This is a genomic window from Shewanella sp. FDAARGOS_354 (assembly GCF_002209245.2).
Classification (GTDB): Bacteria; Pseudomonadota; Gammaproteobacteria; order Enterobacterales; family Shewanellaceae; genus Shewanella; species Shewanella xiamenensis.
Map to the genome: position 1 here is coordinate 4,542,499 of NZ_CP022089.2, position 25,775 is coordinate 4,568,273.

Below are 25,775 nucleotides of genomic sequence, written 5' to 3' on the forward strand. Positions count from 1 at the left end.
TCCCTTTTGTTTTTAACAAAATATTACTTCATACGACGACGAATAAACGCCAGTGGCAAGAGTAAAGCTGTTAACCAACCAAGAGAACCGCCACCGTTCTTTTTAGCGGGTGTTGGTTTGGCTGTTACTGTGACAGTTGCAGTGCCTGGAGCACTTTCTAGCTCACCATCAGACGCAACTACTGTAAATACCAGCGATTGGGCACCTGCTGGAGCGGTGAAGCTGATCGTTCCACCACCATTTGTGAAGGTAACAGGGGTTCCACTCGTTTGTACCCAGTTATAGGTTAAAGTATCTTGGTCTATATCTGCACCATTAGCGGTAGCTGTTACTGTCGAACCTTCTACACCTGTTGAGCCTACAGGAGCGACAGTTGGCGCATCATTAACATTGTGAACGTTAATAGTGACCATTGCAGCTTCTCCAGTATTGCCATCTTCATCAACGGATGTGTAGCTCAGCGTATCAGTACCAAAGAAATCGACACTAGGGGTATAGTCAATATGACCTTCAGTACTCACCACTGCGGTACCGTGGGTAGGAGCTTGTACTATTTTTACGCCACCTAAAGGCCCCTTGGGCATAACGTCAATAACACGTAGTGCTTTTGCTGTCATGCCATCGCCGGTGACAGAGGCTTGGGCTACCTTTTGATCTGGTTTAATGTCATTTTCAAGGACATTAATAGAAACTAGAGTTTCTTCATCAGTGTCAATTACATCCGCTTGACCAACATTAAGAGACGTTGCTTTAGCACTGTAATTAATCGTTACATTACCAGCGGTTGTGTTTCTTAAGGTTACAGCATCGCCAGATGTGACAGTGCCACCAGTGCCATTAAAGTGATATGTGCTACCAATCGTTCCTCCTATGTTTTCTGCACCAATGGTGACTGCAGATGGCATGTTTGGAATATCGATATAGTTGAATACAACTTCTTCTGTAGCACCCGTCCGAATCCAAATACTGAAAGTATATTCCGAACCTGATGTATCACCATAGAGCTTGCCTTTATTCCACTCTAAAGCGAGCCATGTTACACCTGCATTGTCGGTAAACACGCCAATAGCAAGATCACCGCCACCAGTATCGCCAACCGTTTTATCTGATAAATCAAAGTCAGACCAGAATGGCGCTAGAATATTATTGGGATTTGCACCATCAGGTAGCTGCTTATTAGCATAAGAACCACTCGTATTTCCTCCCCCAACAATTGCCATACCGTTATCCGATAATGTAATTCTGGAGTAACTGACACCGTTATATTTAAAGCTAGGAACATTATAACTGAAGCTCACCTCATCACATCCAGTTCTACAAGTGATAGGGTTGGTTCCTAATCCAATGATACTTGGGAATCTTTGAGCCCCTTTTGTGGTCGCCATCTTAGGTAAATTAAGAGAACCAACCCAAGTGATTAGGCCTAAATCTTCGTTTACCTGCAAGCCATTTTGGGTTGCTCCAGCTAATGTGACATTGACATCATCTTTGGAGGTCAGCTTAGTCCCTTTAGGTGCTTGTGCTGTAAAAGTAACTGTGTTTTCAAACAGAGTATTAGTGAGTGTTGCTACCACAGGGATGACATCACTGGCGTTAATATCTGATTTGGTCGTATTGGTTGAAATGAGGGATGCATTACTTGATTCTTTAGCCAGAACCGCTAGAGGTAAGTGAGCATTTTGTCGCCCCTCATTGCTATTGAGCAATATGTTTCCGAAGATCCACTCACCATATTTAGCGAACGTTGAGTCAACTGTTACTGTAAATGTGGCAGAGGCACCTGCGGCAAGTTCTAATGTAGACGGCGATACTGTGATACCTGTGCTATCGGATGAAGCTGATAAGCTCCAAGACGTTGTACTGTCACTTTTGTTATAAACAGTGCGAGTGAAAGTACATGGTCCAACACAAGAGTCAGAGGCGATTGATGGTTTGTCGAAGGTTAGCACCGCTTTCGCTGCTGCATCTAAATTCATACGACCAGCCCCCATGTCAAATGGGTTAGCCGCTGTTACAGAGTCATCATCAAGAATATCGACATATTTAGCCGTAGAGGTGAGCGCGGTTTTGATATCATTTGGGCTCCAGTCTGGATGCAATTGACTCATAAGAGCAGCTGCTCCCGCAACATGAGGACTTGCCATACTGGTACCTGAAATGGCATTGAAATCTAATCCTTGCCCACCATCATCTGGTGAGTAAGCAGATAGAATATCTGTGCCCGGTGCCGCGATATCAGGTTTTAGGATATTTTGATTACCGTTAGGGCCTCGTGAACTTGAGCTATTTAAATTATCAGCAAGTTCAGGTGCGATAATGCGTTTGGTTGTTGCCGACAACGTTCCAATTGTTGGAGTGTCTCCCATGGCTTCTATAATGGCTAAACCAGCATCTTTAGTAATCATTAGTGCAGGAAATGGATCATCGGGCATAGACATGGTAATCGGAGCGCCCGCAACACTATTGTATACAACGACGGCTTTGGCGCCTGCAGCTTTAGCATTGGCTGCTTTTAATGAGAAGTTACATACGCCACGAGAAATTAATGCGATACCGTCCTTAAATGAATCTGCTGGAAAGGCATCACACCCATTGGCATTCTCAGCATTTAGATTTTTAGCTGCAATGATAGGTGCTGTAATATCTGCGCTCAATACAGCATCTGAGCTTGGTATTGCGAGTAAATCTTCACCACCAGCATTGAAACTATTGGCAAAATAGCGACCTGTTGTCGTGTTCGCAACGGTAATCCCTGATTCAATACAGCCAGGACATCCCACTGTTTGCGCGCCATTACCATCATTACCTGCAGCAGTGACTACAACAACGCCGGCAGCTTCTGCCGCTTCAAACATGGTTTTATATGGGCTACTAGCAGGATCTCCACCCGCGCCACCACCCCAAGAGTTGTTAATAACATCAGCACCATCATTGACAGCATGTTCCAATGCCTCCATTAACATAATGTTTGAGCCGCTGCCTCTTTCACACTCGAGATTACTATAAAGTGCTTTATAGACCATCAGATATGCGGCTGGAGCGACGCCCGATAACTCAACAGGAATATCTTTGAATGTTGTTGAAACCTTATTACCTACAGCCGTTCCCGCCACGTGGGTACCATGCCCACCATAACCGAGTGGGCTCATGTATTCTTTTGCACAAACGGGGAAGGTCGGTTGTGACCAACGCGCAACTATGAGTTTGTTGTTACAAAAAGAGGCATCAACAGTAGAGCAATAATCATCTGAAGGTAGGTTACCACTTGGGGCAGTGAAACCTGCATCTGCAAACATTGGGTTTTCGGGGCGAATACCGCCATCAATGATTGCGACTTTAACTCCTTTACCTGCATTTTCCATCCCTGAAACGGCTTCCCACATTGCTTGGGAATTAATCACTTGGTGAGATGCATCCATGTTTGTTTCATACATGGTCTCTGGGTAGACGGATTTAACGCCAGGCATTTTAGCCAGTTTTTCGGCACTTAATCCTTGGCCAACAACGGTTACACCATTAAAAAGAGTTTGGAAATGACGCTCAACTTTTGCATTAGGAATTGTCTTTGCTAAAGCTGATGCAAAATTATTTTGTTCTTTGGCGAGATGGCTGGCATAGCTTTTAACTTCAGCGGATTGTACGTTTAGTTTTTGCCCTTCTTTTGTGGATGCTGTTGGAGCAAATGAACCTATCCCACCCTGATAAGCCGCCAGTGCAGGAGATTCCATTTCAACGATAAAACGCTGTGGAGCTGCAATATTGGATACAGCAACCTGAGGTTTACTGTATTTCTCATGGGAGGACATTTCAGGAGAGTATGGTTTAAAGGTAAATTCACTGTTTGCAACAGCAGCACTTGATAATAGTGCCGCGGAGATAGCGATAGATAGTTTTGTCTTCACAACTTCATTCCTTGTCAATTAATGCTTGTAGTGCAAAATTAATCGCACTTGTAGCTAAATTGTTATAATTATGCTGCGCATTTTGTGGCTAGCAATGGAGTTGTAACACAAAAATATCGTACGGTTAACACTTTTGAAGTAAAAAAGACTTAAGTCATACTTTTGCAATATATCGTTCTGTTTGTTGAGCTTTATATTCGTGGGTTGATTAAGGCTTTACTGCCCGTGTAATCGGGTTTTGCAGGCTGATCAGGGTTTCAGTCGATTGAATTTCGTCGATTGATTGGATGCGGTTAATCAGCACATGTTGCAGGCCATCGATGGATTGGCACATGACTTTGACAAAAATGCTGTAGTTGCCAGTGGTATAGTAGGCTTCAACCACTTCTTCTAGGGCGTTTAGCTTGGCGATGGCGGCGGGGTAGTCGCCAGCACTTTTGAGATTAATTCCAATAAAACAGCAGACATCGTAACCCAGTGCCTTGGGATTGATGGTGATCTGGGCACCCGTGATAATCCCCGCTTGTTTCATTTTCTCGACACGCACATGAATGGTACCCGCACTCACGCCAAAACGTTTGGCAAGTTCGGCAAAAGGTGTGCGCGCGTCTTGCATTAAGGCTTCGAGGATATGGTTATCTAGCTGATCACGCTGAAATGCGGTTTCCATAAATAAACTCTCTATAACATAATGAATTGTCATAAAGTTACGTTTTTTTATAGGGAATGGCTACTGCTTTTGCGTTTTTTAATTGTTTTTAGTGATCATTGCTCACCTTCTGGTTCGCAAAAGGAGGCATTAGCGCTGAATGTCATAGGTTCACCCGTATATGGGTGTTTGATCGTAAGCTCTGCGGCGTGGAGTAATAATCGCGGTGCTAAGGATTTGGCCAGTGGATCGGCGTAAAAGCCATCGCCTAGGATAGGATGGCCGAGTGCCATCATATGCACTCTGAGTTGGTGTGAGCGCCCAGTAATCGGCTTGAGTTTAACCAGCGTCGAGCGCTTGGCGCGGCTTAACACTTCAAAATGGGTCAATGATGGCTTGCCAATGTCGTGGTCAACTTTCTGTTTTGGGCGATTGGGCCAGTCGCAGATCAGCGGATAATCTACGCTACCTGTATCGTTTTTGATGTGGCCAGCGACTCTGGCGAGATAGGTTTTGCTGGTTTCTCTATCATGAAACTGGCGTTTTAATTCGCGTTCGGCGCTACGAATGAGCGCAACCACTATTACACCTGAGGTCGCCATATCAAGGCGATGGACGATTTGGCAATGCGGATGCTCAGCTTTTACTCGGGCGTACACACTGTCGTAATGGGCGGGATCGCGACCAGGCACTGATAACAACCCCGAAGGCTTGTTGACGACGATAATGTCTTTATCTTGGTAAAGCACATCGAGCCAGGGAGTTGTTGGTGGTTGGTAAATAAAATCAGTCATAATCGCGCCTATTCAATAATGCGCGGCAAAGATACTCCGCTAGGCTCTGGGGTGCAAGTTTGTTGCCTCTCCTCCTGAGTTCGCCTCGCTTTAATCCAGCGAAAAATGATTTGCAGATAGAGCTGGATTTGAGTTTTTGTTATACTCGTCACCTTTTTCGTTATTGTTCATTTTGAGCCTGTGAAGTATGAGCCAGCCAGAGATTTACACCCCTGAGACACTTTCTCACGTTAATAACCGTCTAGAGTTATTGGCGCCAGCAAAAAATGCCGATTATGGTATTGAAGCCATTCGCCATGGTGCCGATGCGGTTTATATCGGTGGTCCAGCATTTGGGGCGCGTGCAACGGCGGGTAACAGTGTGGAAGATATCGCTCGCCTATGTGCTTTTGCACATAAGTATCATGCTCAAGTGTTTGTCGCCCTCAATACGATTCTGATGGACGATGAGCTCGAGACGGCTGAAAAACTGATTTGGGATGTGTATAACGCGGGCGCCGATGCACTGATTGTGCAGGACATGGGCGTATTGCAACTTAACCTGCCGCCGATTGCGCTGCATGCTAGTACGCAAATGGACAACCGTAATCCCGAAAAAGTTGCCTTCTTAGAGCAAGTGGGATTCTCGCAGGTGGTACTGGCGCGCGAGCTGGGCTTAAGCCAAATCCGTGAGGTTGCGGCTCATACCAATATGCAGATTGAGTTCTTTATCCACGGCGCGCTGTGTGTGGCCTACAGTGGATTATGTAACTTAAGCCATGCCTTTAGTAATCGCAGTGCTAACCGCGGTGAATGTTCGCAAATGTGTCGTCTGCCGGGAAATCTAAAGACTCGCCAAGGGGATGTGTTAGCACAAAACGAACACTTACTCTCATTAAAAGATAATAATCAAACCGATAACCTCGAAGCCTTGATTGATGCCGGTGTTCGCTCCTTCAAAATTGAGGGGCGTTTAAAGGATTTAAGTTACGTTAAAAACGTGACCGCTCATTATCGCCAAAAACTCGATGCCATTATGGCGCGTCGCCCTGAGTTTGTGGCTTCATCCCATGGCCGTACTGAGCATACGTTTACCCCTGATCCCGAAAAAACCTTTAATCGTGGCAGCACCGACTATTTTGTCCATGAGCGTAGCCAAGGGATTAAAGATTTTCGCTCGCCAAAATATATTGGCCAAGATGTGGGTAAAGTGGTCGCTCTTGGTAAGGATTTTATTCAAGTCAGTTCAACCCACGAATTTAATAACGGTGATGGGTTAGCGTATTTTCCACCCAATTATGCGATGGCAAAGCAGTCCGACGACAAGTTGCAAGGTTTACGGGTAAACCGCGCCGAAGGCCATAAGCTGCATGTGTTACAAGTTCCACGGGATTTACGTGTTGGTATGACTTTATACCGTAACCATAATCAGGCATTTGAAGCCTTGTTAGCGAAAGAGTCGGCCAAGCGAATTATCGGTGTAGATATGCGTTTAACCGATACCGCTACGGGCGTAGCGCTGACTTTAACCGATATCTACGGCCTCAGTGCTACGGTTGAGTTGGAAGTCGAAAAGACACCCGCCACCGACGCTGAAAAAACCTTGCAGACGATTCGTACACAATTATCAAAGCTTGGCAGTACCGATTTTACGGCGCGCCAGATTAGTATCGAAACTGCTCAGCCTTGGTTCCTGCCTGCTTCAACGCTTAACGGCCTGCGCCGTGATGCGGTAGCGGCATTAGAACTTGCCCGTGTAGAGGGCTACCAACGCCCAAAACCTTGGAAATATAACCAAGATGCTGTGTATCCATTCAAACACTTAAGTTACTTAGGTAACGTGGCAAACGAAAAGGCGAAGGATTTTTATCAGCGCCATGGCGTGATTGAAATTCAGGATACCTACGAGAAAAACGGCGTGACTGAAGACGTGCCTTTGATGGTGACTAAGCACTGCCTGAGATTTAACTTTAATCTTTGTCCTAAGGAAGTGCCGGGAATAAAGGCCGATCCTATGGTGCTCGAGATCGGTAACGATGTACTTAAGTTAGTATTTGATTGCCCTAAGTGCGAGATGCTTGTTGTCGGTGAAAACCGTCAGGTTCGCGGCCAAAAAGCGCTTTAATTAATGCCTTGATAGCAAGGGAGCATTGAGCATTCAATGCTCCCTTTTTTATTGTTTTTCAGCTGCTCAGCTTTCTCATTGTTGCCTATGGGTTACTGAAAGGATACTTTATTGAAAAATTTTAATAATAAAGGATGTCAGCATGGGACTATTAGATGGGTTGCTCGGAAATGCTTCTGAGGTGAATTTACAGGAGCTGGCCGAAGAGCTGCGCCCAATCATGGGGATTCAGGAAGAATTAAAGCTGGCCTATAAAGTGGTCCGTGATCTGTTTGTATTTACCAATAAGCGCTTGATCTTAATTGATAAGCAAGGGCTCACGGGCCAAAAGACCAGCTATCACTCCGTGCCCTATAAATCCATCACCCATTTTGAAGTGGAAACCACAGGCCATTTCGATATGGATGCCGAGCTAAGAATTTGGATTTCAGGTCGAAGTGAGCCACTGGTAAAAGAGCTTAAGCGCGGCACCGATGTGGTCGGGATCCAAAAGACTATCGCCACTTTTGCACTATAGTCTTGTAATTTAATACTTTTGTATCAAGATATTATAAGCAAGCTGGTGTGCTTGCTTATATCCAATCAATTTAATACTCGGTAGTTTAGGTCGTTAGACTGTTCTATTGGTTTTCCGCTCATAGTGTAAGTTTCTGATAGTGTGATTCGACCTTGCTCATCATATTGATTATGGATGCCGACCCAAAATTGCTCTTCTCCTTGGAAGTGTAGGTTACCCTCCTCAGCGATTTGGCTGTTGGGGTGATAGCGCTTCATGGCGTAGAGTTGGCTATCTGGGTCAAATTTTAAATGATAAGAGAGGATAGGAGCGGGTTGTTTTGCTTGCTGCCAGCTTGCAGTGTCTGCTCCAGTTGAAGTCACTTCTGTAAGATTCAAGTGAGTTTCATCAGCACCAGCTTGAATTGTTGCAGTTTGTTCCTGTGTATCCTCTGCGCCATCAAAATAATGGCGGCTTTCATTGAGCTTACCATCGTCGCTGAGCCACGCTTCACGATACAGTTGCCCTTGAGGCGTAAATCGTTGCCAATGGCCGACATCAAGGTAATCACCATCGATATAGGTGATAAAACCCGTTTCGATGAGTTTGCCTTGTTCAGAAAAGGATTTTGAGCTGTATCGTTCCCCTTCTAAGCGAGTCAACAACCAACGAATTGTCCCATCTTGATAGTATTCTATCCGAGTATCAGGAGTGCCTTCTTGATAGTATTGCCTTTGATTATTCTCAAGATGATAGCCGCAGCGAGTATTTGAGTGGCTCTCAAAGGATTCAAGGATGCCCTGCTTGTTGTAGGCGCTACTTTGTTTGAGATAACCCTGTCCCTCTCGAACGACATATTCTGTAATAGTGCGGATGGTGCCATCTTCATAAAACCAGCGTGCTGTGCCATCACGATTGCCTTGGGTATGGGGCAAATACATTTGAATTTGTTGGTTTTCATAGTATTCAATAAAGGGCGCAATTGAGAGATTATGTCGATATTGACCTTCGGCAGATAGGACACCGCTTTCATAGTAACTGCGAAATAATCCTTCTCTTAAGCCCTTTTCAAGGTAGATTTCAAGGGCGAGTTGGCCATTTTCATGGTACCAAGTGGCAAGGCCCTGCTCATGGCCATTTTCAAAGGGAATGCACTGTTCTAACTGCCCATTGGGATACCATTGTTCACTGTTGCCATGGGCGATACCGTTACTAAAATTGAGCTGTTTTGCAAGCACGCCATTGGGGTGCCATTCTTGTCGCAGGCCTTCATTTACCCCCTGTGAATTGAGTTGTACTTGCCACGCGAGTTGGCCATCTTCATAGTAAGTCTCAATGCGTTTGCCTACCTGATTGAAGTGGACCTCTTGCTTAAGATTGCCATTGGGATGATACCAAAGCTCGTTAACAGGCTGACCCATATCATGGGTTAATTCGGCTTGCAGCTTGCCATCCTCATAGTACATATACTCAATTCCATGGATGTGATTTGCCACCATTGGGCGCGTCAGCCATAGATTGCCAGATTCATAATAGCGTTTTAACTGATTGATATAATTGCCTTCGCTATCCTTTTCTGCGGTTTCCCTTATCTGGCCATTACTATGGTAGTAGGTGAGCAACATACCATCGAGCTGGCGTTCTTCGACTTGATTGATTTTTCCTTCATGGTCGTACCAAGTTTGGCGGCCAAGTTGTTGGTCATTAACGAAATGCCCCTCAAATTGCAGTACACCTAAGGCATTGAGCTGGCGCGTTATCCCGTTGCGCTCACCAAAGTAATTGCAATCTACCGCCTGAGTGATGTTAGGGGATAGGGTAATTATCCTCAGCAGCGAGCGCCCTTGCTCGGTATGAATTTGATGTAAAGTACGCTGCAATTTCCCTGTGAGGCTGGAGAAATCTTGCATATCGCCTTGAACGGTATGGGCTGAGTCGATAATAAAATGGCAAGTCACTAAATCTTGTTGGTTATAGAGTTCAACTTGCCATAGTGTTTGCTGGGCATTATTGGGATGAGGGAGCAGACTACAGGTTTTATCTTTGCCTAGATAAAAATATTGCCCAGGGCCATTGACCTCAATGCTGTCAAACTGAGTATCGTGAAAAGTACAGGACTCATGTTTATGTTCCCAGCCAAGGAGTTCAATGGTTTGCGGGTTATCAAAATAATATCGATTTATCGCTGCCTGAGTATCCACTCGATTGGCTTGCGCCGGAGTGGCCTGGATGGCAAGGCTAAAATAAGGCTTAAACGAGGAGGCTGCTTGAGTGGCTTGCGGCCGAGCTGCTTGAGATGGAATGTCTTGCTGGACGCCGCGTTTTTCTTTGGTATTAAACAACTTTGCTTTAAATGCGTTCAACAACGACATAGGTCAACATCTCCAAATCCATATGATACAACTGACTTATTTGGTAAATTTCTTAAGTCAAATAGGCCTATGATAACGGGTTATACTTTGGTTTCTCAATAGATTATCTTGCCCTTAAGTCGAGATCTGGATTCATGATGCTACAAAATTTTTATCAGTCACTCCCAAGTGATCTTTCACAAGAAGTGTTTGAAACCCTTGCCGGAAATGGCAATGTGAAGATTGAGCGCATTATCTCTAAAGGCCATTCGACCCCCGCAGGAGAGTGGTACGATCAAACCCAATATGAATGGGTGATGTTGCTTAAAGGAGAGGCACAACTCGAATTTGAGCAAGGTAGATTGTTAACACTTAAACCAGGGGATTATCTCACCATCGCGCCCCATGAAAAACACCGCGTCGCTTCGACTTGTATACAGGGCGAAACCTTGTGGCTAGCGGTATTTTATGATGCCTTGGTATGAGTCATGTTTTCTGTAGAGCGATAGCGCTGCTTAATCAATTGGATTTAGATTAAGACTTGATTTAACACTCGTTGCCAGTTGCCGCCCATAAAGCGGTCGCGGTCGGTCGACTTAAAGCGGGCCTTGGCTAGGGCATCATCAATCCGACTCATGCGTTCGATATGATTTAACTCAGGGATCACTACATGCCTTGGCTCAGCATCAAAGCCTAATACTTTTTTGGCCCTTAGGCTGTACCACCAATCCTGGTATTCCTTAACACCTTGAGTATTCTCGTTATTCAGGGCTAATAGGTTTTCTTGACCTCTGAGCGGAAAATCGTTGGCGATGGCAACGCAATCAACTCCACCGACCCGGGCCACATATTCTAATTGGCGGATATAGTCATTGATCGTTGGGACGGCCTTATTGGTGAGCCAAAAACTCATCATAAAGACACCAAAAACACCGCCTGAATTAGCAATAGCACGGATCACTTCATCTGGGCTACAACGGGCATGTTTAACGATCCCGCGCGCCGCGCCATGGCTTTGAACGATTGGCGCGCGGCTCAGTTTAGCCACATCTAACGCGGTCTGGGCGCTTGAGTGGCTGACATCGATTAATATATTGGCTTGGTTGAGTTTTGCGATAAGCGCTCGCCCATGATTCGTCAGCGGTTTATTGAGTCCGCCATTGGCATCGTTATCTAGCGCTCCGCCCGCAAAGGTATTGCCATAATGGTGAGTGAGTTGCAGTGCGCGTAGGCCTTGGCGATGAAACTCATCGACACGGGCCCATTGGTTGGCATCACTATCATCTTCAACACAGTCCGCACCTTGGATTTGAAAGAAAACTGCCGTGCGATTGCTCTCCCTCGCAAGCTGGATGTCGCGTCCTGTTAAGCCTTGTAAGAGGATATCGGGATGCTCGCTCACCCGTTTTGCTGCTTGCTGGATGCTGTCCAGGCAGGCTTTATAGGTTCGCTTGTAGTTTAAGGTGCCGTCGGCTTGTTCAATGGTTTCAATGGCGGAGATATCACACAGAAAGGCATCGAGGCCTGAGGCGCGAACATCGGCTAAATCATCGGGCAAAAAGGATAAACCATCGATATATAAGCGCCGTGCACGTGGAGGAAGCGGCGCTGCAAGACTAGAGAAACTGGCAAAAGGGCTTAATGCACTGGCGGCGCTCAATCCAGTAACTGCACTGAGGCCTTTGAGCAGAGTTCGGCGACGATGATTGATAGCCTTCATGGACGTGCACTCTCCTTTAGATTAAGCTCATTTGTAATTCTTTATACCCTGTTAAAGCATAGAAGTCTTTGATTAAATCCCTCTTTTGTCGATTTAACCCGCAGATTGATTTAGGGTTTTACCGCATCAATCATTGCCTTAGCTAAGGCATGTAAGCCGTTGGTTCGTGAGGGACTTAATTGGCCCTCTAGTCCTAATTGTTTGAAATAGGCGGAAGGGTCGAAGGCGAGTATCTCGTAGCTCTGTTTGCCGTGACAGGCACTCAATAGTAAACCGATTAACCCCTTCACGATGCGCGCATCACTATCGGCCAGAAAATAATGCTTACCGTCTTGCTCAATATGGTATAGCCAGGCATTACTCTCGCAGCCCTTAACTTGAACAGACTCAAGGCGAAATGCATCTGCTAAAGTCGGTAAGGTTTTACCTAGTAACATGATTTGGCGATATCTTTCCTGCCAGTTTGGTGCCTGCTCAAACCGTGCTAATAGCGTTGCGGCATCCTCAACCTGATAAGCAAAATCGGTTGCAGGAGGCATGATTGGCAATGTCATGGGAAACTATCCTCTTTTTATCTGTTTTGCTGATGGCTTTAAGGATAAACCTTAGAGTAGCAATTCTTTAACTGAGGCCAAGGCGGCAATAAAGCGGTCGATATCGGTTTTATTGGTGTATATACCAATTGAGGCGCGGCAACAGCCTTTAAGGTTAAGGGTTTGCATTAAGGGCATGGCGCAGTGATGGCCGCAGCGAACTGCAACGCCTTGTTGATCTAATAAAATGCCCACATCCTGATGATGTTCATCGGCAAGGTTAAAAGCGACCGCGCCAATATTATCGCGATGTGCGCCATACAGATGCACATCGCCAAGGGGGCGCAGTTGGTTTTGCAAATACTGAAGCAGTTCAGCTTCATGGGCTTTAACCTCTGGCGTGAGGTGTTGTTGCAAAAAGCGGATAGCGGCGCCAAGGCCAATCACTGCACTGATCGGCGGTGTGCCAGCCTCTAAGCGATTAGGCAAGCTGCCAAATTCGGTGCCATCAAAACTGACGCGTTTGATCATTTCGCCGCCCGTAAGCAGCGGTGTAAGGCTATCTAGTATCTCGAAACGGCCATAAAGTACGCCAATGCCCGTCGGGCCGTACATCTTGTGGCCAGAAAACACATAAAAATCACAATCGATGGCGGCCATATCAACACTTAAATGTGCCACGGCCTGCGCGCCATCGACTAAGGTGATGGCGCCCTGTGCCTTGGCTTGCTGCACTAACTCGATAACAGGATTCACAGTACCTAAGACGTTGGATACATGGCAAAGGGCGACAACCTTGGGTTTCAGTTCCAGCAAGGCTTGGTAGGCATTTAGATCAAGTCGGCAATCTTGAGTCAGCGGAATAGGTTTAATGATAGCGCCCGTGCGTTTGGCCAATTCCTGCCACGGAACAATGTTGGCGTGGTGGGCGGCGCTGTCGATCAAAATCAGATCGCCTGATTTGAGTTGTGGCGTTAAGCCAAAAGCGACTAAGTTGATGGACTCAGTAGTGCCGTGGGTGAAAATGATTTCTTCACGGCGCTTGGCATTGATAAATACCTGCAATTGATCGCGCACCTTTTCGTAACTTGAGGTGGCGCGCGCCGATAACTGGTGCGCCGCACGGTGCACATTGGCATTGTCGTATTGGTAATACTGAGCCATTGCCTCTAACACACACTGTGGCTTTTGGCTGGTGGCAGCGGTATCAAGATAACACAGGGGATAATCGCCCAACATTTGGGTTAATGTCGGAAATTGTGAACGGATTTGACTATTGAGATCAAACGCCTGCGTTGGCAATGTGTTCGATTCAGGCACAACCTTCTCCGATACAAAATCGTCTATTGCAATGTTCACTGGTGCTGTGCTCTGTGATCCAATATCCAGCGGCGCAAGTTCGGCGTTGGGCAATGTGGTGTTGGTTGAGGCTGTGTGTGTCATCTACGGGCTTAACGCAATAAAAAGGCTGTTGGATCTTCTGTTATCTCTCAGGTGAATGCAAGTTTTCGTCGGATCTGCATTCCCGTTATCGCAATATCCAGCAAGTGTTAATGCTATTTCATATAAACACCATTCCATATAAGCACCATCACCTGTTTTGCTTTATATGTCGGACAAGGGCTGGGTGTAGGGATTAAATTTTTTGTTTAACCCAAGCGTGCTCATTGCAGCAAAGCTCAAAACTCCATCTATGCTATATAAAGACAAATAAGACATTGGCTGCTGGAGTGACATCCCTATGCTTAGCTTCTTAAAAGATTTACAGATTAAATATAAGATGGGCAGTTTAATAGCCATCATGCTGCTATTGATCCTGCTTTTGGCAGGATTTAGCTTGCTAAAAATGAAGCGAGTTGCCGATGAGATTCACGCAATCACTGTCGAAAACTTACCATTAGTGAAATTATCGAATGAAGTTACTATCTTGCAGCTTGAGAGTTCGATTAGCCTTGAGAAGGCTTTCAGAGCCTCTGAGATACCCGTTTCAGCGCAGGAGCGATTAATTGACGGCTTTATTGGAGAAGTGATTCAACATAAAGAGCGGATTAATAATGAGTTGATGTCGACTCAAACCATGCTCAATGAGGCGCTAGCATATCCCCAATCTTCAGAGTTACGAGATAAAACACAGCAGTTAACTCAAGAAATTACCAATATTATTCGAGTTTATCGAGATTACGATCTAAAGCTTGCCACCGTGGTCGCCGCAATCCAGCAACACACTAATCCTGCGGCATTGGTGCAACAGGTGAATGAACTTGAACAAACCCAAGGTGAATTTAATACCCAGCTAAGTCAGTTTGCGTTGCGTTTAGAGCAAATGACACAAACAGCAGTCACTGTTACCGAGAACGAAGAGCAAGACGCCATTTACGGCTTGATAGTTATTTCTTCTATCGCTTTGATTTTAGGTTTAGTTATCGGAATCGCCTTTAGTCAGTACATAGTACGTTCGATTATGCGCCTGCGTAATGCAGCAGCCATGATGGAGTCGGGAAACTTTAGCCGAGAATTAACAGTAGAATCGAAAGATGAACTGGGCGAGCTGACTATTAGTATGAATCAAATGGCCCTAACCCTCAGTAAAACCGTTGGGCAAGTGATTGGTCGCAGTGAAGAAATCGCATCTATGGTTACAGAGCTTAATGCTGTAGCTGAAAATAACCGTAAAGCGATACTTAGCCAGCAGGAAGATACAGATCAAGTTGCCACCTCCATGACCCAAATGGCGGCGACAATTACTGAAGTTGCTAGCAGCGCCGAGAGCGCATCCTACTCCTCTGGACAGGCGGAAAGCCGAGTGAAAGAAAGCTGTGCCGTTGTTGATGCGAGTGAGAAAATTGCTCAGCAATTAGTGGCTAGCGCTCAGCAATCCAGTCAACTGATCCAACAGTTACAGGCCAGTACGGGTAAAATTTTAAATTTTGTGTCTGTAGTTGATGCGATTGCAGGCCAGACCAATTTGTTAGCCTTAAATGCCTCGATTGAGGCGGCAAGAGCGGGTGAGCAAGGTCGAGGGTTTGCCGTGGTTGCCGATGAGGTTCGTGCATTGGCAACTCGTAGCCAAACGGCTACACAGGAAATCAGTGAACTTATTCAAACTTTAGTACTTGATGCGAAATCAGCTGTGGATTCATTTGGTAAAAATGAATTACAAATCAAAGACTCATCTCTATTAGTCAATCAAATCAAACAAAACTTGTTTGAGATTTCGGATGCATTAACTCAGTTATCACAGGCTAATGCGCAAGTGGCTACCGCGAGTGAGGAGCAAGCTGTCACGGCTGAGGATATCAGTGAACGGATCAATACCATACGGGATTCAGGTGAGTCTGTGCTTAGCAGTGCTTTTGAAACGGCTAAAGCCAGTGAGTCACTCTCCCAACAGGCAAATTCATTACGTGAAGCGATGCTGCAATTTAAGGTGCGCACAGTCTAGGGATTTAGCACTATCGCTATCAATTTATTTAGTAAAATAAAAATGCCCAGCGCTTAGGCTCTGGGCATTTTTATTGTGCATTTTTGGATAACTGGCTGAAGCTTAACGGCGATTATTAGTTAACGCGACTATGACTTAACGCGATTAAGGCTTAACACGATTCGGGCGGTTATCTGCGCGATGTGAGTGCTGTTTCGGCTCATTCGAAGCCGGTTTTGTACTGTGTGGATTGCGGCCTTTGGGCTGCTCTTGGCGGCGTCCATCATTGTTTGATTTGTCGCTTCGTTCTGCATGGCTACGTTGCTGTGCACCTGAATGCGGTTTCGCTTTTGCATTGTTCCCTGCCGTTGCACTGTTAGTTGTGCCGCCATCGCGCAGAGGATGCTTACTCTTTGGTTTTGGCGAGCGTGTAACTGCTGCCTCGGTCTTATGATGTTCATTGCTGTTGCGTGATGGCGTGCTGTGCTTATCGTGGTTGCCATCTCGAACGCTTGATGTTTGAGACGCATCTCGGCCAGAACCAGATCGTGGGGCAGGTTTTCCTGCACTGCGGTGTTTACGCTGGCTTGCCACGGCTTTTACTTTATGATTTTTGCCTTGGGGAGTGAGCGTTGTTTCGGGCAGCGCATGCACTGGGCCAAAACCTGCAACTTCTTGGCGCTCGAGCACGCGGTTAATTAATCGCTCAATATCTTTAAGCAGTTTAATTTCTTCGCTGCTGACTAATGAAACGGCTTGGCCTGTGGCGCCAGCACGGCCGGTACGGCCAATGCGATGCACATAATCTTCAGGCACGTTAGGTAAATCAAAGTTAACAACTTGCGGTAACTGATCGATATCTAAACCGCGGGCGGCAATATCGGTCGCAACCAATACGCGAACTTCACCGCTCTTAAAGTCGGCGAGGGCTTTAGTGCGCGCACCTTGGCTTTTATTACCGTGGATCGCGGCAGCGCTAATGTCGGCTTGGATAAGGCTCTTCGCGAGTCGGTTTGCGCCATGTTTAGTACGCGAAAACACTAACACTTGCTGCCAGTTTTCCTGTTTGATGAGTTGGATCAGCAGGGCTGATTTTTGCGTTTTATCAACGGGGCAAATCCATTGTTTAACCGTCGTTGCTGCGGCATTGCGCGGCGTGACAGAAATCTCAACCGGATGATTGACTAACCCTTTTGCAAGCTCACGGATCTCATCGGAGAAGGTGGCTGAAAACATCAGGTTTTGTCGCTTAGCGGGTAAGAGTGCAAGGATTTTTTTGATATCACGGATAAAGCCCATATCCAACATACGATCCGCTTCGTCGAGCACTAAGATCTCAAGTTGATTAAACTTCACCGCATTTTGTTGCACAAGATCTAATAGTCGCCCTGGTGTGGCAACTAACACATCAACACCATGACGTAATTTATTGATTTGCGGGTTGATAGGCACGCCACCAAAGACCACAGCTGAACGCAGTGGTAGATATTTACCATAGGTTTCAACACTTTCGCCAACTTGTGCCGCCAGTTCCCTCGTAGGAGTTAAGACTAAGGCGCGAGTTTGTCCTGACTTGGCTTTTTGGCCTTTAGCGAGTAATTCCAGTAATGGCAGCGTAAAACCTGCGGTTTTTCCTGTTCCCGTTTGGGCCGCAGCCATGACGTCTTTGCCCGTTAGTACAGCTGGAATTGCCTGCGCTTGGATGGGAGATGGCGTGTCATAGCCCTGTTCGGATACGGCTTTTTGGAGTGGTGCGGATAAACCTAAGGCGGAAAAACTCATTAATGGATCTCTTGTGGCAACATCGCATCGTTGCTTTGGTATAGCCTGAACGGCGGGCGTGCAGCTTACATTAACAGGGGCCTCAGTGCTACGACTGAAAGCATTTTGTTGTATAAAGGCATAAAAATCCTATTTCATTAGTGGCTAATTTATCGACCTATCAGTATCTTGTTCAGTATTTAGCGAAAGATCACGTTTATGTTAATTTGATTGCTTATAAGTAGTTCAACTTGAGGTAAAATTAACAAGATTCCTCAATAGGTTGCCAAAGTGTTGGCCAGACATATTCATAAACGGGATATGTAAAGATTCGCGGGATGTTTTTCCGTTTGCAGGTTGAATTCTGCACCATTGCATTCTTAAGATAGTTCTGCTCAGGAATATTAACGCCTCATGGCGGGTGGATTATGACAGCAATACAGCATATTGAACGCCTTGCACGTGGGCGAAGTGAGCAGGCCGTGGCTGTGATTAAAAACGTGCAGCAGATGTCGAATATTCCCATGCAGGAGATGCAGTTAGCACTCAAGCAATTATTTCAGTGTGGCCGCGTTGCACTGCATTTCCATCCCGACAGAATCGACAGCCGAGGTCTAACAGTCGCTGAAGGGCTTCTACGTGATGGGCAATACCGTAGTCAGTTCGAGACCCATATTTCCAATGGGCAGTTATCGCCTGAGCTTGGAGGACCAAGGGATCATTGGGAAAATCAGCTGTTTGGCGATGTGTATAAAGGAACCAAATCCCGCCCTAAGTATGGCGCTTTAGATTTAGGTATGTGGCAGGATGGCCCCGCCCCGCGTTTTGGCAGTTGTTATCTGCTCACCCACTCACAATTGCTCACGCGTTCGACCTTTACTTACCTTGATTCTTACCGTAATCCTAAGGAAAAGGGGACATTATCTTGTTTTGATGATGTGCTAGCGGCACTGCTGACCGAGAGTTTTGAGCGCCACTATGCCTTGGGTAAAGCGGACTTTAAGCCTCTAAATGTGATTCATTATTTGGCGCATCAGCTTAATTCGTCATTGCTTACCCGCTTTGAACGCCCGATGTCGACAAATCTTGATCATTATATCGAAGCGCAAATTCACGGTGACGTGTCACTCGATGAAGATATTGCCATGCTGGTGGCCGATCCGAGTTTTAAAGGGACTGAAATCGGGGCAACGTTAACTAAGTTGTGCGACCGTTACGACATTGAGCTGCAATACCATAATGGTTTTAGCCTGCATATGGCACAGATCCCTAGCGATTTCCGTGGACCCACTATGCCATCTCTGGCCGAACGTATTGCGATTGACGATAGCGTCGATGCTTATGCCATTGGGGTTGCTGCGCGGGATTTATACCATTCGCCCCAGCATTGGCGAGATCGAGGTAATCGTGCTCAAGTAGCCCATGAACTCAAGCTACTTTGGCATGTGTTAGTCAAATACGGTGGTATTCAGCCTTAGCGCTGAAATAGGGTCACTAAATATGGTTACATGCGCACTATTGACGTTTTGATTGCGCCCAAAACGTCAACAAGCCTCAGTCATTAGCAACCTGTGTCAACCTTAGTATAGGTCGGAACACCTGTTGTCTCCCATTTATAGTCTATATAACAATTGGTTGCAGATACATCGGCTTGAGTCGGAGTCGCGAGATTTAACTTTTGCTTTGGGGTTGCAATGACTTGATAGGTGCCGTTGGATGTATAAATACGGTAGGACCAATCATTCACGCTTAAGCCTGCGGCATTAAAAATTTCAGGTGGTGTTGTGTAGCCCGCACTAGGTGCTGTGCCACTACTGCTTGCGGCCCAAGGTTGGTAATTCTCGCCCCGAATACCATCAAAAACCACACGATTAGTCGTACCTGTGTTGGCGATTTCTGATTTTGCCTTGAATAAGGTGACCGCAGACTTCATTGATGCCAATGCACCCGACAACTGACTTTTGTACGCATCAGACTGTAAATTAACAAATTTGGGGGCAGCCACTACAGCCAAAATGCCCAAAATAATAATCACAACAACAAGTTCTATTAACGTGAAACCGGAATGTTTGTTTGTCATTGCTATCTAACTCCTTGAAAATTATTCCTATCTTATCCAACAATTTCGCTAATGACCAGTTAGCTAATATTTTAGTCTTTATCCTCGTTAAATAGGGTTATCCCTAATCAACAAAGATTTTTAAGTTTGATAATATTTGGGGGTGTGAATACGTGGTTCTAGATAAGTGTTTATAGGCGTGCAGTGTTTATCTGTGTGAGCTAAATCTGAATTTATTGATCGTTATCGCATTTTTATGAATCTTTTGGCAAAAGGTACGTCCAAGGTTTCATCTGTTGGGGATGCCTGCGATACTGCGTCCCTATCGAACCTTTTCGCTTATTGCAAGTTCTTGGCATTGATTGGTAAGCGTTAGTTCGATTTCTACAATTTACTGCAGTGTTGGTTTTGTTGGAGCACCATGGATAAGTCGTTAGAAAAGTCCCTTCTCGTTTGGCTCAAGTCGCAAAAAAAAGCCTGTGGCTGGTTTGTTAAGCTCTCCGTATGGTGTGGAATGTTAAGTGCTATTGCATTGATCGTGCAGGCTTATTTAATTGCTACTCTCCTCGATGGTGTGATTATTGGTAATGGATTGCTCGGATTAGGCGCCGATAGCGCTCAGACTGTTATCAGAGCGAGTGATTATCTGCCGCATTTTATGGCCTTGATTGGCTTAATGTTATTGCGAGCAATACTTGCCTATGGCCGCGAGCGTGCCAGTTTTGAAGCGGGTAGGCGTTTGCGTCAACAGATCCGCAGTGCGGTAATGGATAAGTTAACTCGGCTCGGCCCTGCGTTTATTAAAGGCAAACCCGCAGGCAGTTGGGCGAGCATAGTGTTAGAGCAAGTTGAAGATTTACAAGATTTTTATGCTCGTTATTTACCGCAAATGACGCTTGCTGGCGTGATCCCGTTATTGATCCTCATCGCCGTGTTTCCCATCAACTGGGCGGCGGGGCTGATTTTGCTGTTAACCGCGCCCCTTATCCCGCTGTTTATGATCCTTGTCGGTATGGGTGCTGCTGATGCCAATCGTAAAAATTTCAATGCGTTAGCCAGATTAAGTGGCCACTTTATGGATAGATTAAAAGGGCTCGCGACCTTAAAGCTATTCAATCGAGGCGATGCTGAGCTGAAGGTGATTGAAAAGGCATCGGAGGAGTTTCGCAGCCGAACCATGTCGGTGCTGCGCATGGCCTTTTTAAGCTCGGCGGTACTGGAGTTTTTTGCCGCGGTGTCAATTGCTGTATTAGCGGTTTACTTTGGTTTTAGTTACTTAGGTCACCTCGATTTTGGCTACTATGGCGCGCACGCTCAAATTGGGCCTAATACGAATGAAGGTTTACCTTTTAGCCTGTTTGTCGGTTTGTTTATCCTTATTTTAGCGCCGGAGTTTTATCAGCCGTTAAGGGATATGGGCACTCACTACCATGCCAAAGCGCAGGCGATTGGTGCCGCGCAGGCTTTAATGACTCTGCTTGAGCATCCCGAGCCTCAGCCAACAGACTCAGTCGTTGGTGATACCAGACTTGAGAAGATTGAAAGCCTGATAGCTGAAGAACTTGAGGTCTTTAGCGTTGATGGCAGCCGCTTATTAGGGCCTATTAGTTTTGAGTTGAAACAGGGGGAACATTTAGCCTTAGTCGGCCCAAGTGGCGCAGGCAAGACGAGTTTACTCAACGCGCTATTAGGATTTTTACCCTATCAAGGCAAGTTACTGATTAATGGTGTTGAGCTCTCCAGCATTGATCTTGCTTATTGGCGGCGCCAATTAGCGTGGCTTGGACAGGAGCCACAGTTATTCCATGGCACAGTGCGGGAAAACGTAGCCCTAGCCAATCCTAATATTACAGACGAGCAGGTGTGGCACTTGTTAGAGCAAGCCAATATCCATGAATTTGTGCGCATGCAACCCCTTGGTTTAGCGACAGCTATCGGTGAACAGTCATCAACCCTATCGGTCGGGCAGGCACAACGTATAGCTCTGGCGCGGGCGCTAGCACAGGCGTCGCAGGTGTTTATCCTTGATGAACCCTCCGCGAGTTTAGACAGTGTTAGCGAGCAACTATTAACGCTCACCTTGAACCGTGCGATGGCGGGCAAGATGTGCATTATGGTGACCCATCGATTAGATCAGCTCGATCGGATGCAGTCGATCTTAGTCTTAGATAAGGGATTGATTGTTCAGCGAGGCGACTTTGCGACTCTTTCTATGCAGGCGGGTTTATTCCAAACCATGTTGCATGAAAATATCGAATCGGTGGCAGATATTGAGCTGGATACACCAATGCCTGATACTCGCATCGATATTGCGTTAGGGACAACAGAGGGAGGTGCACAATGAGAATACTCCTTCCTTTCATTCGTTTGTTCTCCCATCAATGGTTAATGATGGTTATTGGGCTGGTGCTTACCCTTACCACTTTGATGGCGGGGATTGGCTTATTGTCGTTGTCGGGTTGGTTTTTATCGGCGACGGCGGTGGCGGGATTAACTATTATCGGCTCCCAATCCTTTAACTTTTTTACCCCCGCGGGTGGCGTGCGATTCTTATCTATTGCCCGTACAGCCAGTCGTTACGGTGAGCGTCTCGCGACCCATGAGGCGACCTTTAAATTACTGACTGAACTCAGAGTTTGGGCCTGGCGAAAACTCTTCCCTCTCAGCGCTAAAAATCTGCAAGGTTTGCGCCGTGCGGATATGCTCAACCGCCTCGTGGCGGATATAGATACGCTCGACCATCTGTATTTACGATTGTTGACGCCGATGGCGGCTTCCTTGCTGATGACGGCGTTGTTATATCTATTCCTTGCATGGTTTGATGCCAAGCTAGCCTTAAGTTTATGCCTGTTTTTAGTGGTGATTTGGCTGCTGCTACCACTGTTGTTTTATCGTCTCGGGCATGCGCCTAGCCGCAATATGCTGGAGACTAAACGCCAATATCGAGTGCAGTTACTCGATATATTACAAGGCCAAGCGGAGTTGAGTTTATTTGGAGCAAACGCCAGATACAGACACAAGCTCGACGAGGCAGAGCAGGCGTTATTTGCTAGCCAAGGGGCGATGGCGAATATCACCGCCTTAAGCCAAGCCATGCTGATCCTGGCGACGGGCTCGGCACTCATCATGATGCTATTTTTAGCCGCCAATGGCGTGGGCGATGCCGTGCCTCCCGGCCCGATGTTTGCCTTGATGGTGTTTGCCACTATGGCCTGTGTGGAAATGATGATGCCGATTGCGGGGGCTTTCCAACATTTGTCCGGTTGTGTGCTGGCGGCAACGCGTATTAACGAAATCACCGAGCAGGAAAGCGATATTCGTTTTAGTACAGATACAGATCTTAAGGCGACCTCTGGTGGATTGCTGGTCCGCGATATCCAATTTAGTTATAGCGAAAGCCAGCCCGTGCTTCAGGGCTTATCCCTCGAGATAAAACCGGGCCAAAAGGTGGCGCTATTGGGCTCCACTGGTTGCGGTAAATCCAGTTTATTGTCCTTAATTACCCGAGAGTGGCAGGCGCAAAGCGGTAAGATTTACCTTGATGGTCATCAATTGAGTGACTATAGCGAGGGCGCATTAAGATCGGCGATGACAGTCGTGAACCAGCGGATTTACCTGTACGCGGGCACGCTGCGGGAGAACCTTGCTATTGCCTTGCCTGTGCCTGAAGGTCAAAAACGTACCGCCAATGACGAGCGTTTTATCCAAGTATTACAACAGGTTGGTTTAGGCGAATTACTTAAAGGCGACAAGCCTCTCGATATGTGGATTGGCGAGGGCGGCCGGCAGTTATCGGGCGGTGAGCAGCGCCGAATTGGCGTGGCAAGGGCATTGCTGCGTGATGCGCCTTTGTTACTGTTAGATGAGCCAACCGAGGGCTTAGATAAGCGCACCGAGCGGGAGATCTTAAGTTTACTGCTTGAATTTGCAAAGGATAAAACTCTGCTCATGATTAGCCATCGTTTAACGGCGATGGCCAAGATGGACCAAATTCACCTTATGGCTGAGGGTAAAATCGTTGCTTCAGGAAATCATCAAAGTCTGCTCAAGGAATGTGCGGCGTACCAGGCTCTTTATCGTCGATTAGGTTGAACTAGGTTGTAATCATGGAGATAGTTGATGAATAATTTTATGCCTGCACAGCTTGCGCCGCAAATTAACGCTCATTTTAACGGCAAGTTTGAGGTTGAGCTTAAGTATCGGCTTACAGACCGTGAAGCCTTTTGGGCACGCCTAAGCACCAAATCCCCCGAGGTGATGCTCGAGGATAATCTTGAGCATGACTGCTATTTTGATTCGCCCTCAGTGTCGTTAGCGGCGGAGCATAAAAGCCTGTGCATTCGTGAGATGCAGCCCTCTGGCATCATGCTGTGGATTGTGAAAGGACCCGAGAAAGACCGTTGTGAGGCGGTCAATATCACGGATGCCAATAAAGCCAAAAGTATGCTACGGACTTTAGGCTATCAATGTGTGCTTGAGATTAAAAAACGCCGCAGCGTGTATTTTCTCGGGGAATTTCATTTAACGCTTGATTGGCTCGAAGGTTTAGGAGACTTTGCCGAGCTTGCAATCATGACTAATGATGAAGCTAAGCTGCCAATCTATGAGGCGCAGCTCCTCGCCTTAGCCGCAGAGCTTGGGCTAGAGGAATCACAGCGGGAGTTTTTATCTTACAAACAGTTACAGATGGCTATACAAGGATAAGCGAGGCATCCCAAGTCCATTTGGGGATGAATCGATAAAAGGCGCGGCGGCTTATCTTCCTAAGCGCTGCGAAAAGGCTATGTAACGTTTGACCTCTTCTTCGGGGAATCGCAATTCTTCACCGTCTTTGACGCTGCTGAGCAGGTTTTCCCGCGCATAGCGTTTGATAGTTGCCGGACTCTTATCCAGCAACTTGCACACTTCATCCACTGTTAACAGATTATCACTCATGGTTCACTCCCATTATTGATTGGTGATTAACCCAATGAGTATAGAACAAGAATTAGACTGCGCTTTACTGGCGCAGTCTCAAGCTAAATGACGACTACTTGGATTGACGCTGAGTTTCTCGCGCTTGGTATTCTGTTCCTAAATGTGCCTTCGCAGCGGTAATGGCCATAACAGCACGGGATTTAAATTCGCGGCGATACAGGGTGACCACCACAAACAAACTCGCCAAAATAAACAGTATTGGGTGCACAAACCAACAGAGCACGGCCATCGAAAAGTAGTAAGCCCGCAGGCCATAGTTATAGGAATGGGCGGCTTGGTCTTGCACCGTTGCCATTTGCCGCGCGTAGGCTTTGAGGTTGTCATTGGCGCCTTCGCTATCCATCGGGCCTGCGCCTATCATCACGTTCACAAAGCCGTATTGGCGCATCGACCAGGTAAATTGGAAAAACGCCATCACAAAAATGACCACTAATAACGCTAATTTAACTTGTACCAATGAATGATTTGGTGGCGTCGCATAGGGAATAGTGGCAATCACGGCCTCGAGACGTTCAACCTGTGCAAATAGGGTTAATACCCCTGCGAGCACGAACAGCGTGGTCGAGGCAAAAAAGGCAATATTGCGTTCAAGGTTTGCCAATAACGCCGCATCGCCTACCCGCACGCCTCGAGTCATCAGCTCGAGCATCCAGTAAATTCGGTGCTTATGCAGGCCACGGGCAATACAGTCGGTATCCTTCGCCTTACGTCGGGCAAAGGCGGTATAGCCAGCCCAAGAAACGATAAACCACGTCAATGCAGAAATATCTAATAGCGAGAATGTCATAGTTGCCTTGAGAAAGTGACTTTGAGAAAGTAAAAATCGATTGATTGAATGGCGATTATGAAGGTTTTTATCTCTTAGGCGCAATCCCCCCATATCGCTTTCAAATCTCGCCTATTCACAATTTGAAGCCGCTCACATTGGCTTTAAAACCGCTTGCTTAGTAAGACTCAGTTTTGAGGAAATTCTAGTGAGGTAAGTGAGTGAGAAAAATACATTAAAGC

At 46.4% G+C, this 25,775-nt stretch carries 19 protein-coding genes; 8 read left to right on the plus strand and 11 right to left on the minus strand.

The annotated features are described in order from the left end of the window. Positions 1 to 23: 23 nt before the first annotated feature. From CEQ32_RS20495 to rluA, 3 genes are all read right to left on the minus strand, one after another. Complete coding sequence (locus tag CEQ32_RS20495; RefSeq protein ID WP_088586732.1) at positions 24 to 3,902, minus strand: S8 family serine peptidase; 3,879 nt, start codon at positions 3,900 to 3,902, stop codon at positions 24 to 26. 208 nt (positions 3,903 to 4,110) lie between these two features. Continuing rightward, positions 4,111 to 4,572, minus strand: a complete 462-nt coding sequence (gene asnC / locus CEQ32_RS20500) for a transcriptional regulator AsnC (RefSeq protein WP_011073571.1) — start codon at positions 4,570 to 4,572, stop codon at positions 4,111 to 4,113. A 95-nt stretch (positions 4,573 to 4,667) separates the two neighbouring features. Continuing rightward, positions 4,668 to 5,345, minus strand: a complete 678-nt coding sequence (gene rluA / locus CEQ32_RS20505; protein WP_088586733.1) for a bifunctional tRNA pseudouridine(32) synthase/23S rRNA pseudouridine(746) synthase RluA — start codon at positions 5,343 to 5,345, stop codon at positions 4,668 to 4,670. 187 nt (positions 5,346 to 5,532) lie between these two features. Between rluA and CEQ32_RS20510 the strand changes: the two genes are divergently transcribed. Both CEQ32_RS20510 and CEQ32_RS20515 read left to right on the plus strand, forming a co-directional pair. Further along, complete coding sequence (locus CEQ32_RS20510; protein WP_088586734.1) at positions 5,533 to 7,449, plus strand: peptidase U32 family protein; 1,917 nt, start codon at positions 5,533 to 5,535, stop codon at positions 7,447 to 7,449. 142 nt (positions 7,450 to 7,591) lie between these two features. Then, positions 7,592 to 7,966 (plus strand): PH domain-containing protein, encoded by a 375-nt coding sequence (locus tag CEQ32_RS20515; protein ID WP_037421824.1) that lies wholly within the window; start codon positions 7,592 to 7,594, stop codon positions 7,964 to 7,966. 65 nt (positions 7,967 to 8,031) lie between these two features. Here the strand turns inward: CEQ32_RS20515 and CEQ32_RS20520 are convergent, their stop codons facing one another. Then, on the minus strand, positions 8,032 to 10,317 hold the full coding sequence (locus CEQ32_RS20520; RefSeq protein WP_088586735.1) for a toxin-antitoxin system YwqK family antitoxin: 2,286 nt from the start codon (positions 10,315 to 10,317) through the stop codon (positions 8,032 to 8,034). A gap of 137 nt (positions 10,318 to 10,454) precedes the next feature. Here CEQ32_RS20520 and CEQ32_RS20525 point away from each other — a divergent pair, with 137 nt between their 5' ends. Next, on the plus strand, positions 10,455 to 10,781 hold the full coding sequence (locus tag CEQ32_RS20525) for a cupin domain-containing protein (protein WP_037427811.1): 327 nt from the start codon (positions 10,455 to 10,457) through the stop codon (positions 10,779 to 10,781). 44 nt (positions 10,782 to 10,825) lie between these two features. On the opposite strand, the gene CEQ32_RS20530 is transcribed toward CEQ32_RS20525, so the two are convergent. The 3 genes from CEQ32_RS20530 to CEQ32_RS20540 form a co-directional block, all read right to left on the minus strand. Continuing rightward, positions 10,826 to 12,016 (minus strand): membrane dipeptidase, encoded by a 1,191-nt coding sequence (locus CEQ32_RS20530; RefSeq protein ID WP_088586736.1) that lies wholly within the window; start codon positions 12,014 to 12,016, stop codon positions 10,826 to 10,828. Positions 12,017 to 12,126: 110 nt separating this feature from the next. Next, positions 12,127 to 12,570, minus strand: a complete 444-nt coding sequence (locus CEQ32_RS20535) for a SufE family protein (RefSeq protein WP_088586737.1) — start codon at positions 12,568 to 12,570, stop codon at positions 12,127 to 12,129. Positions 12,571 to 12,621: 51 nt separating this feature from the next. Continuing rightward, positions 12,622 to 13,788: a cysteine desulfurase gene (locus tag CEQ32_RS20540; protein WP_239642752.1), complete on the minus strand. Its 1,167-nt coding sequence runs from the start codon at positions 13,786 to 13,788 to the stop codon at positions 12,622 to 12,624. A gap of 502 nt (positions 13,789 to 14,290) precedes the next feature. Here CEQ32_RS20540 and CEQ32_RS20545 point away from each other — a divergent pair. Further along, positions 14,291 to 15,991 (plus strand): methyl-accepting chemotaxis protein, encoded by a 1,701-nt coding sequence (locus CEQ32_RS20545; protein ID WP_088586738.1) that lies wholly within the window; start codon positions 14,291 to 14,293, stop codon positions 15,989 to 15,991. A gap of 144 nt (positions 15,992 to 16,135) precedes the next feature. Here the strand turns inward: CEQ32_RS20545 and CEQ32_RS20550 are convergent, their stop codons facing one another. Then, positions 16,136 to 17,752 carry a DEAD/DEAH box helicase gene (locus CEQ32_RS20550; RefSeq protein WP_088586739.1) on the minus strand — a complete coding sequence of 539 codons (1,617 nt, stop codon included), beginning with the start codon at positions 17,750 to 17,752 and terminating at the stop codon, positions 16,136 to 16,138. 407 nt (positions 17,753 to 18,159) lie between these two features. Here CEQ32_RS20550 and CEQ32_RS20555 point away from each other — a divergent pair, with 407 nt between their 5' ends. After that, the gene (locus CEQ32_RS20555; protein ID WP_088586740.1) at positions 18,160 to 19,209 is read left to right on the plus strand and encodes a DUF3626 domain-containing protein; all 1,050 of its coding nucleotides are present in this window, start codon (positions 18,160 to 18,162) and stop codon (positions 19,207 to 19,209) included. Positions 19,210 to 19,292: 83 nt separating this feature from the next. Here the strand turns inward: CEQ32_RS20555 and CEQ32_RS20560 are convergent, their stop codons facing one another. After that, on the minus strand, positions 19,293 to 19,811 hold the full coding sequence (locus CEQ32_RS20560) for a type II secretion system protein (protein ID WP_088586741.1): 519 nt from the start codon (positions 19,809 to 19,811) through the stop codon (positions 19,293 to 19,295). Between the two features lie 400 nt (positions 19,812 to 20,211). On the opposite strand from CEQ32_RS20560, the gene cydD reads away from it, so the two are divergent. From cydD to cyaB, 3 genes are read left to right on the plus strand one after another with little or no spacing between them, the layout of a single operon-like run. Next, entirely contained in the window at positions 20,212 to 22,134 is a 1,923-nt protein-coding gene (cydD, locus tag CEQ32_RS20565; protein ID WP_088586742.1) for a heme ABC transporter permease/ATP-binding protein CydD, read from the plus strand. Beyond that, entirely contained in the window at positions 22,131 to 23,882 is a 1,752-nt protein-coding gene (cydC, locus tag CEQ32_RS20570) for a heme ABC transporter ATP-binding protein/permease CydC (protein ID WP_088586743.1), read from the plus strand. The genes cydD and cydC overlap by 4 nt, the downstream gene beginning before the upstream one ends. 27 nt (positions 23,883 to 23,909) lie before the next feature. Then, on the plus strand, positions 23,910 to 24,494 hold the full coding sequence (cyaB, locus tag CEQ32_RS20575; RefSeq protein WP_055647746.1) for a class IV adenylate cyclase: 585 nt from the start codon (positions 23,910 to 23,912) through the stop codon (positions 24,492 to 24,494). A gap of 51 nt (positions 24,495 to 24,545) precedes the next feature. Here cyaB and CEQ32_RS20580 read toward each other — a convergent pair whose 3' ends face one another. Both CEQ32_RS20580 and CEQ32_RS20585 read right to left on the minus strand, forming a co-directional pair. Continuing rightward, positions 24,546 to 24,725: a helix-turn-helix domain-containing protein gene (locus tag CEQ32_RS20580; RefSeq protein ID WP_088586744.1), complete on the minus strand. Its 180-nt coding sequence runs from the start codon at positions 24,723 to 24,725 to the stop codon at positions 24,546 to 24,548. 94 nt (positions 24,726 to 24,819) lie between these two features. Beyond that, positions 24,820 to 25,554 (minus strand): DUF599 domain-containing protein, encoded by a 735-nt coding sequence (locus CEQ32_RS20585; RefSeq protein ID WP_037421785.1) that lies wholly within the window; start codon positions 25,552 to 25,554, stop codon positions 24,820 to 24,822. Between the last annotated feature and the right edge of the window lie 221 nt (positions 25,555 to 25,775).

Coding starts and splice junctions, on each gene's coding strand:
- CEQ32_RS20585 (WP_037421785.1), bottom strand. CDS start 25,554: ATGACATTCTCGCTATTAGATATTTCTGCATTGACGTGGTTTATCGTT.
- CEQ32_RS20515 (WP_037421824.1), top strand. CDS start 7,592: ATGGGACTATTAGATGGGTTGCTCGGAAATGCTTCTGAGGTGAATTTA.
- CEQ32_RS20555 (WP_088586740.1), top strand. CDS start 18,160: ATGACAGCAATACAGCATATTGAACGCCTTGCACGTGGGCGAAGTGAG.
- CEQ32_RS20530 (WP_088586736.1), bottom strand. CDS start 12,016: ATGAAGGCTATCAATCATCGTCGCCGAACTCTGCTCAAAGGCCTCAGT.
- CEQ32_RS20560 (WP_088586741.1), bottom strand. CDS start 19,811: ATGACAAACAAACATTCCGGTTTCACGTTAATAGAACTTGTTGTTGTG.
- rluA (WP_088586733.1), bottom strand. CDS start 5,345: ATGACTGATTTTATTTACCAACCACCAACAACTCCCTGGCTCGATGTG.
- CEQ32_RS20520 (WP_088586735.1), bottom strand. CDS start 10,317: ATGTCGTTGTTGAACGCATTTAAAGCAAAGTTGTTTAATACCAAAGAA.
- asnC (WP_011073571.1), bottom strand. CDS start 4,572: ATGGAAACCGCATTTCAGCGTGATCAGCTAGATAACCATATCCTCGAA.
- CEQ32_RS20525 (WP_037427811.1), top strand. CDS start 10,455: ATGCTACAAAATTTTTATCAGTCACTCCCAAGTGATCTTTCACAAGAA.
- CEQ32_RS20550 (WP_088586739.1), bottom strand. CDS start 17,752: ATGAGTTTTTCCGCCTTAGGTTTATCCGCACCACTCCAAAAAGCCGTA.
- cyaB (WP_055647746.1), top strand. CDS start 23,910: ATGAATAATTTTATGCCTGCACAGCTTGCGCCGCAAATTAACGCTCAT.
- CEQ32_RS20540 (WP_239642752.1), bottom strand. CDS start 13,788: ATGTTGGGCGATTATCCCCTGTGTTATCTTGATACCGCTGCCACCAGC.
- CEQ32_RS20510 (WP_088586734.1), top strand. CDS start 5,533: ATGAGCCAGCCAGAGATTTACACCCCTGAGACACTTTCTCACGTTAAT.
- cydC (WP_088586743.1), top strand. CDS start 22,131: ATGAGAATACTCCTTCCTTTCATTCGTTTGTTCTCCCATCAATGGTTA.
- CEQ32_RS20580 (WP_088586744.1), bottom strand. CDS start 24,725: ATGAGTGATAATCTGTTAACAGTGGATGAAGTGTGCAAGTTGCTGGAT.
- cydD (WP_088586742.1), top strand. CDS start 20,212: ATGGATAAGTCGTTAGAAAAGTCCCTTCTCGTTTGGCTCAAGTCGCAA.
- CEQ32_RS20545 (WP_088586738.1), top strand. CDS start 14,291: ATGCTTAGCTTCTTAAAAGATTTACAGATTAAATATAAGATGGGCAGT.
- CEQ32_RS20535 (WP_088586737.1), bottom strand. CDS start 12,570: ATGACATTGCCAATCATGCCTCCTGCAACCGATTTTGCTTATCAGGTT.